Origin of the sequence: Massilia sp. CFBP 13721 (assembly GCF_014842025.1) — a bacterium.
GTDB lineage: Bacteria > Pseudomonadota > Gammaproteobacteria > Burkholderiales > Burkholderiaceae_D > Telluria.
Genome location: NZ_JACYUY010000029.1, coordinates 67,622 through 75,918 on the forward strand (window position 1 = coordinate 67,622; position 8,297 = coordinate 75,918).

Here is an 8,297-nt window from a genome sequence, read left to right on the forward strand (position 1 = left end):
AAAGGGGAACGGGAGTAATTGGGGACTCCCGTTCCAAAAGCAAGGCCAGCTTGCCCTTCCTTCTGCTTCTTAGTTACGCTCGAGGTCGATATCGATACCCAGCGAGCGGATTTCCTTGACCAGCACGTTGAACGATTCAGGCATGCCGGCGTCGATCACGTGGTCGCCCTTGACCAGGTTCTCGTACACCTTGGTACGGCCATTCACGTCATCCGACTTCACTGTCAGCATTTCCTGCAGCACGTACGATGCGCCGTACGCTTCTAGTGCCCACACCTCCATCTCACCGAAGCGCTGGCCACCGAACTGGGCTTTACCGCCCAGCGGCTGCTGCGTCACCAGCGAGTACGGACCGGTCGAACGCGCGTGCATCTTGTCGTCGACCAGGTGGTGCAGCTTCAGCATGTGCATGAAGCCGACGGTGACCTTGCGCTCGAACGCTTCGCCGGTGCGGCCGTCGTGCATCGTGACCTGGTTCTTCGACGGCGTCATGCCCAGGTGCTTGGCGATGTCGTCCGGGAACGCCAGGTCCAGCATGCGGCGGATGTCCTCTTCGTGGGCGCCGTCGAACACCGGCGTCGCGAACGGCACGCCGTTCTTGAGGTTGTGCGACAGGCTCAGGATTTCTTCATCGCTGAAGTTGTCCAGGTCTTCCTTGCGGCCGGTTTCGTTGTAAATCTTTTCCAGGAAGACGCGCAGATCTTGCGCCTTCGCTTGCGCCGCCAGCATTTCGCCGATGCGCCAGCCCAGGCCCTTCGCCGCCCAACCGAGGTGGGTTTCCAGGATCTGACCGACGTTCATACGCGACGGAACGCCCAGCGGGTTCAGCACGACGTCCGCAGGACGGCCATCGGCCATGAACGGCATGTCTTCGACCGGCACGATACGCGAGACCACACCCTTGTTACCGTGGCGACCCGCCATCTTGTCGCCCGACTGCAGGCGGCGCTTGACGGCCAGGTAGACCTTGACCATCTTTTGCACGCCAGGCTGCAGCTCGTCGCCTTGCGTCAGCTTCTTGCGCTTTTCTTCGAAGGCCAGGTCGTACTGGTGGCGCTTCTCGTTGATCGATTCCTTGATCGCTTCCAGCGCGTTCGCCGATTCGTCGTCCGCAGGGCGGATGTCGAACCAGTGGAACTTGTCCAGGTCGGCCAGGTATTCGGACGTGATGACCGCGCCCTTCGCCAGCTTCTTCGGACCGCCGTTGACCACTTTACCGACCAGCATACGCTCCAGACGCTGGAAGGCGTCGCCCTCCACGATACGCATCTGGTCGTTCAAGTCCAGGCGGAAACGTTTCAGTTCGTCGTCGATGATCTGCTGTGCACGCTTGTCGCGGGTAATGCCTTCGCGGGTAAACACTTGCACGTCGATCACGGTGCCGACCATGCCCGAAGGCACGCGCAGCGAGGTGTCTTTCACGTCCGACGCTTTTTCGCCGAAGATCGCGCGCAGCAGCTTCTCTTCCGGCGTCAGCTGGGTCTCGCCTTTTGGCGTGACTTTACCGACCAGCACGTCGCCGGCGGTGACTTCGGCGCCGATGTAGACGATGCCCGATTCATCCAGGCGCGCCAGCTGGTTTTCGGCCAGGTTCGAGATGTCGCGGGTGATTTCTTCCGCGCCGAGCTTGGTGTCGCGTGCGACGACCGACAGCTCTTCGATGTGGATCGAGGTGTAGCGGTCGTCCTTGACAACGTTTTCCGAGATCAGGATCGAATCTTCGAAGTTCAGGCCGTTCCACGGCATGAACGCGACCAGCATGTTCTGGCCCAGGGCCAGCTCGCCCAGGTCGGTCGATGCGCCGTCGGCAATCACGTCGCCACGGGCCACGCGGTCGCCAACCTGCACGATCGGACGCTGGTTGATGTTGGTGTTCTGGTTCGAACGGGTGTACTTGATCAGGTTATAGATGTCGACACCGACTTCGCCGGCTTGCGCCTCGTCGTCGTTGACACGAATAACCACACGGCCCGCATCGATGTAATCGACCACGCCGCCACGCACGGCTTGCACGGTGGTGCCCGAGTCGACCGCGACGGTGCGCTCGATACCGGTACCGACCACGGCCTTTTCAGGACGCAGGCAAGGCACGGCCTGGCGCTGCATGTTGGCGCCCATCAGTGCACGGTTCGCGTCATCGTGCTCGAGGAACGGAATCAGCGAGGCTGCGACCGAGACGATCTGGCCTGGCGCCACGTCCATGTACTGGATGCGCTCTGGCGAGACCAGGATCGTTTCGCCGGCTTCACGTGCCGACACCAGTTCGTCGACCAGCTGGCCTTCCGGATTGATCGCTGCATTCGCCTGGGCGATGATGTAGCGGCCTTCTTCGATGGCGGACAGGTAATCGATCTTGTCGGTGACCTTCGAACCTTCGACCTTGCGGTACGGGGTTTCCAGGAAGCCGTATTCGTTCAGGCGGGCGTACAGTGCCAGCGAGTTGATCAGGCCGATGTTCGGGCCTTCAGGCGTTTCGATCGGGCAGACGCGGCCGTAGTGGGTCGGGTGCACGTCGCGCACCTCGAAGCCGGCACGTTCGCGGGTCAGGCCGCCTGGTCCCAGGGCGGAAACACGGCGCTTGTGCGTGATCTCCGACAGCGGATTGGTCTGGTCCATGAACTGCGACAGCTGCGACGAACCGAAGAATTCACGGATCGCGGCCGAGATCGGCTTGCTGTTGATCAGGTCGTGCGGCATCAGGTTGTCCGCTTCGGCCTGGCCGAGACGTTCCTTGACGGCACGTTCCACACGCACGAGGCCGGCGCGGAACTGGTTTTCGGCCAGTTCGCCCACGCAACGCACGCGGCGGTTACCCAGGTGATCGATGTCGTCGACTTCGCCGCGGCCATTGCGCAGCTCGACCAGGATCTTGATCACGGCCAGGATGTCTTCGTTCGACAGCGTCATGTTGCCGGTCAGTTCATCGCGGCCGATGCGGCGGTTGAACTTCATGCGGCCAACAGCCGACAAATCGTAGCGCTCAGGGCTGTAGAACAGGCCGTTGAACAGGGCTTCGACCGACTCTTCGGTTGGCGGTTCGCCAGGACGCATCATGCGGTAGATCGCCACGCGCGCGGCCATCTGGTCGGCGGTGTCGTCGGTGCGCAGGGTTTGCGAGATGTAGCCGCCCTGGTCGAGGTCGTTCGTGTACAGGGTCTGGATCGCGTCGACGTTGGCGTCGCGCAGCTTGCCCAGCAGTTCGTCGGTCAGCTCGTCGTTGGCCGAAGCGATGATCTCGCCGGTGTCGGCGTCGACGATGTTGCGGGCGACGATACGGCCCAGCAGGTAGTCTTCAGGCACCGAGATGGCTTTGATGCCGGCCGCTTCGATGTCGCGCACGTGCTTGGCATTGATGCGCTTGTCCTTGGTGACCAGCGTCTTGCCGGTCTTCGGATCGACGATGTCGAAGCGCGCGACTTCGCCGCGCAGTCGTTCGGACACGAATTCGATTTCCGCGCCTTCGGAGCGCAGGTTGAAATTGTCGAAGACAAAGAAGTTCGCCAGGATCTGTTCCGGCGTCATGCCAATGGCCTTCAGCAGGATCGTCACCGGCATCTTGCGGCGGCGGTCGACGCGGAAGAACAGGATGTCTTTCGGGTCGAACTCGAAGTCCAGCCACGAGCCGCGGTAAGGAATGATACGTGCCGAGAACAGCAGCTTGCCGGACGAGTGCGTCTTGCCGCGGTCGTGCTCGAAGAACACGCCCGGGGAGCGGTGCAGCTGGGAGACGATCACGCGCTCGGTGCCGTTGATGACGAACGAACCGTTGGCGGTCATGAGCGGCAATTCGCCCATGTACACTTCCTGCTCTTTCATTTCCTTGACGACCGGCTTGGTCGGCGATTCCTTGTCCAGGATCACCAGGCGCACTTTGGCGCGCAGTGGCGAGGCGAAGGTCAGGCCACGCTGTTGGCATTCCTTGACGTCAAACGCGGGGTCGCCCAGCACGTAGGACAGGAATTCGAGGCGAGCGAAGCCGTTGTGCGACACGATCGGGAAGATCGAGCTGAAAGCCGACTGCAGGCCTTCGTTCTTGCGTGCGGTCGGACCAGCGTCCGCCTGCAGGAAATTCTCGTAGGATTCAAGCTGGGTAGCCAGAAGATATGGAACGTTGTGAACGTTGGCGCGCTTCGCGAACGACTTGCGAATGCGTTTCTTCTCAGTAAATGAGTAGTGCATGGACACTCCGTGAGTGACAGAAAGGATGAGAATTCAGGGATTGCCAGTGGTGGAGCGACCACATACAAGGCCTCAAGTCTCTTGCTGTTCTGCCAGATGAAAAGGACAGGCTACTGCTGTGTTACGATTTTGCTGCGGTGCTGCGATGATACGAATAGTGCCGGGATAATACGTTTGCCGCAGGGACGACAAAAGAGCCAAAGCCGCAGCACCGCCTTCCGGCGGGGCTTGCAAGCTTTGACTCGGGCGTTGGGCACCTTGCGATGCCCATTGCTTTTGATTACTTCAGTTCTGCCTTGGCGCCTGCATCTTCCAGCTTTTTCTTGGCTGCTTCTGCGTCTGCTTTTGGCATGGCTTCTTTCACGGTCTTCGGTGCGCCGTCGACGACGTCTTTGGCTTCCTTCAGACCCAGGCCGGTGATTTCACGGACGGCTTTGATGACGCCGACCTTGTTCGCGCCGATTTCGGTCAGCACGACGTTGAATTCGGTCTGCTCTTCGACTGCTGCAGCAGCTGCGCCGCCGCCAGCTGCCGGTGCTGCCATTGCAGCTGCCGACACGCCGAACTTCTCTTCGAATGCCTTGACCAGTTCGTTCAGGTCCATGACGGACATTTCGCTCACTGCGTTCAGGATATCGTCTTTGCTAATTGCCATTTGAAACTCCAGATGTATGTTGTGTGTAGTTCAGTTAGTACTTGAGAAAAAAGGCCGCGCTTACGCTGCTGCGGTTTCTTCGGCTGCAGGAGCAGCTTCCGAACCTTCGCCTTTTTTCGCTGCCAGGGCAGCCAGACCACGTGCAAAGCCCGACACCGGAGCCAGCATCACGCCCAACAGCTGCGAGATGAGGACTTCACGGGATGGGATGCTTGCCAACGCGGTAACACCAGCTACGTCGAGCTGCTTACCTGCGTAGTTACCGGCTTTCATGACCAGCTTGTCGTTGGTTTTCGCGAAGTCAGCGATGACTTTAGCGGCAGCAACGGCGTCGTCCGAGATCGAGTAGATCAGCGGACCGGTCATGGCGTCAGCCAGCGGGGCAAACTGCGTGCCTTCGACAGAGCGGCGTGCCAGCGTGTTCTTCAGAACACGCAGGTACACACCCTGGGCACGTGCGGTTGCACGGAGTTTCGTCAAGTGACTAACCTGGATGCCACGGTACTCGGCCACGACGATCGTTTGCGCGGTTGCTACTTTCGCGCTCACTTCTTCGACGACGGCCTTTTTGTCATTCAGATTAAGACCCACGGTCAATCTCCTTAATTAATGCAGGCAAAATCGCCTGCATCGGTTCGAACACGGCGTCCGAAGTTAAGAAGTCTAACTAACGCGGATGAGCTCACGCAGCATGGACTACAAAACTTGTTCGGGTACACCATCTGCGTTGGGTGATGTATTAACCAGTTGCCCAACCACTGCTTCCGGCCCAACGGTCTTTGATTGCCTGCCGGAGCGTATTCGACTCCGGCAGCCCAAAGATGCGCCCCGCTGATGTCTTGCGGGGACTTGATTCTTTTAAAACTTAAGCGGCGATCGAAGCGTGATCGACACGGACGCCCGCGCCCATCGTCGACGAGATCGCGACCTTGCGCAGGTACACACCTTTCGAGGTGGCTGGCTTGGCCTTGTTCAGTGCTTCGATCAGGGCCGACAGGTTGGCCTTCAGATCGGCATCGGCGAACGACTTGCGGCCGATGGTCGCGTGGATGATACCCGACTTGTCGGTACGGTACTGGACCTGACCGGCTTTGGCGTTCTTCACCGCGGTGGCGACGTCAGGGGTGACGGTACCGACCTTCGGGTTAGGCATCAGGCCACGTGGGCCCAGGATCTGGCCCAGGGTACCGACGATACGCATGGTGTCTGGCGAAGCGATGACGACGTCGAACGGCATGTCGCCGGCCTTGACGCGCTCGGCCAGGTCTTCCATACCGACGATGTCGGCGCCGGCTGCACGTGCAGCTTCAGCCTTGTCGCCCGACGCGAAGACAGCGACGCGCACTTCCTTGCCGGTGCCTGCTGGCAGGACCACCGAACCACGAACGACCTGGTCCGACTTCTTCGGATCCACGCCCAGCTGAACGGCGACGTCGATCGACTCGTTGAACTTGGCGGTTGCGAATTCCTTGACCAACGACACTGCGTTGTCGAAGGCGTAGACCTTGTTACGGTCGACTTTCGCTTTCATTTCTTTGACGCGCTTGGACAGCTTAGCCATTACAGACCCTCCACCGTGATGCCCATCGAACGTGCCGAGCCAGCGATGATACGCACTGCTGCGTCCATGTCTGCTGCGGTCAGGTCCGGCTGCTTGGTTTTTGCGATTTCTTCTGCCTGGGCACGGGTCAGCGTACCGACTTTGTCGGTATGTGGCTTCGGCGAACCCTTGGTGATGCCGGCGGCTTTCTTGATCAGGTAGGTTGCCGGTGGGGTCTTCATCACGAAGGTGAAGGACTTGTCGGCGAACGCGGTGATCACGACCGGGATCGGCATGCCTGGCTCGAGACCCTGGGTCTGGGCGTTGAACGCCTTGCAGAATTCCATGATGTTCAGGCCACGCTGACCCAGTGCTGGGCCGATCGGTGGGGATGGGTTTGCTTTACCAGCTGCAACTTGCAGCTTGATAAAACCAATGATTTTCTTTGCCATGTTTGGCTCCTGGTTGCTATGAGTAGTAGCGCCCCACCGCTACTACCTAGCTCGGCGGGGCTCCTCTTACCGGATTCCGCCTTGCTGCTGCGACGCCCCGATTAGTGCGTTTTAAACTTTTTCTACTTGCCCGAACTCCAGCTCCACCGGAGTTGCGCGGCCGAAGATGGTGACAGTCACACGCACCTTCGATTTTTCGTAATTCACTTCCTCGACGTTGCCGTTGAAGTCGGTGAACGGGCCTTCCTTGATCCGGACCTGCTCGCCCACTTCGTACAGCACTTTCGGCCGTGGCTTCTCGACGCCTTCCTGGACCTGCTGCATGATCTTGTCGATCTCGCGCGCTGGAATCGGGGTTGGCTTGTTCGATTTGCCGCCGATGAAACCGGTGACCTTGCTGGTGTTCTTGACCAGGTGCCAGGTCTCGTCGGTCATTTCCATCTCGACCAGCACGTAGCCAGGGAAGAAGCGGCGCTCGGTAACCGATTTGCTGCCGTTCTTGACTTCCACGACTTCTTCGGTCGGGACCAGGATCTGGCCGAACTGCTCGCTCATGCCGGCGCGCTCGATGCGCTCGGTCAGGGCGCGCATGACGCTCTTTTCCATGCCGGAGTAGACGTGAACGACGTACCAGCGCTTGTTGCTGACCGGGACGCTCACGGGTGCGGCTTCTTGCGCCGCTTCCGGAGTCACATCACCAGCGTCAGACGCCGGAATCTCTTCCGGCGCGTTGTCTTGGACATTTTCGTTCATTATTGCTTCCACCCCAGGACCAGGTCGTACAACAGGAATTCCAACAGCTTATCCGTGCCCCACAGGAAGATTGCCATCACGACGACAAAGGCGAAAACGATCATGGTGATCGTGGTCGCTTCCTTGCGGGTCGGCCAGACGACTTTCTTGGTTTCGCGAACGGACTCTTTGGCGAAGTTCAGGAATTCACGGCCATTGGTGGAAGTCCACAAAAGCAGGACGGCAAAAACTAAACCAGCCACGAGGGCGCCGGCGGCGACCAAGGCTGGTTTGTTTTGGCCCTTCAGGTAAAAGAACCCGACTACGCCTGCAATCGCGGCAACCACCGCCAGGGCCACCTTAAACTTGTCATTCGAGGTGCTAACGGTTTGCACGGATTGATTAGACATTCTTCTTTACTTTCGGTGCTGCGCACCAGAATTCGGTGGCAGGGGCGGAGGGAATCGAACCCGCGACCTTCGGTTTTGGAGACCGACGCTCTGCCAATTGAGCTACACCCCTACGAAGACTTCAGCTGAATCGCGCATTCTACAGCATACGCGCGTATGCTGGGAATGTTTTTTGAAGAGGTGGTTGGCACCACCCCTTCGGTACAACAAACTACTAACTACTTAGGCAATGATCTTTGCAACCACGCCGGCGCCGACGGTACGGCCGCCTTCGCGGATTGCGAAGCGCAGGCCTTCTTCCATCGCGATCGGGTTGATCAGCTTGACGG

The 8,297-nt window shown here is 59.5% G+C and carries 8 protein-coding genes and 1 tRNA gene; all 9 read right to left on the reverse strand.

Annotated features, from left to right (window positions below; translation table 11 throughout):
* Positions 1-69 precede the first annotated feature (69 nt).
* Positions 70-4,179, reverse strand: coding sequence for a DNA-directed RNA polymerase subunit beta (gene rpoB, locus IFT60_RS22240; protein ID WP_192055842.1), 4,110 nt, complete (start codon positions 4,177-4,179; stop codon positions 70-72).
* Positions 4,180-4,459: 280 nt separating this feature from the next.
* Positions 4,460-4,834: a 50S ribosomal protein L7/L12 gene (gene rplL, locus IFT60_RS22245; protein WP_192055844.1), complete on the reverse strand. Its 375-nt coding sequence runs from the start codon at positions 4,832-4,834 to the stop codon at positions 4,460-4,462.
* Positions 4,835-4,894: 60 nt separating this feature from the next.
* The gene (gene rplJ, locus IFT60_RS22250) at positions 4,895-5,425 is read right to left on the reverse strand and encodes a 50S ribosomal protein L10 (RefSeq protein ID WP_192055846.1); all 531 of its coding nucleotides are present in this window, start codon (positions 5,423-5,425) and stop codon (positions 4,895-4,897) included.
* Between the two features lie 274 nt (positions 5,426-5,699).
* Positions 5,700-6,395, reverse strand: a complete 696-nt coding sequence (rplA, locus tag IFT60_RS22255; RefSeq protein WP_192055848.1) for a 50S ribosomal protein L1 — start codon at positions 6,393-6,395, stop codon at positions 5,700-5,702.
* Complete coding sequence (gene rplK, locus IFT60_RS22260; RefSeq protein ID WP_192055850.1) at positions 6,395-6,826, reverse strand: 50S ribosomal protein L11; 432 nt, start codon at positions 6,824-6,826, stop codon at positions 6,395-6,397. Before rplK ends, rplA begins: the two co-directional genes overlap by 1 nt.
* Positions 6,827-6,937: 111 nt before the next feature.
* Positions 6,938-7,579 carry a transcription termination/antitermination protein NusG gene (gene nusG, locus IFT60_RS22265; RefSeq protein WP_197986423.1) on the reverse strand — a complete coding sequence of 214 codons (642 nt, stop codon included), beginning with the start codon at positions 7,577-7,579 and terminating at the stop codon, positions 6,938-6,940.
* Positions 7,579-7,968: a preprotein translocase subunit SecE gene (secE, locus tag IFT60_RS22270; protein ID WP_192055852.1), complete on the reverse strand. Its 390-nt coding sequence runs from the start codon at positions 7,966-7,968 to the stop codon at positions 7,579-7,581. The genes nusG and secE overlap by 1 nt, the downstream gene beginning before the upstream one ends.
* Before the next feature lie 36 nt (positions 7,969-8,004).
* Positions 8,005-8,080: transfer RNA gene (locus tag IFT60_RS22275), tRNA-Trp, on the reverse strand.
* Between the two features lie 110 nt (positions 8,081-8,190).
* On the reverse strand, positions 8,191-8,297 hold a 107-nt coding region (locus IFT60_RS22280), incomplete at its 5' end, for an EF-Tu C-terminal domain-related protein (protein WP_474795865.1).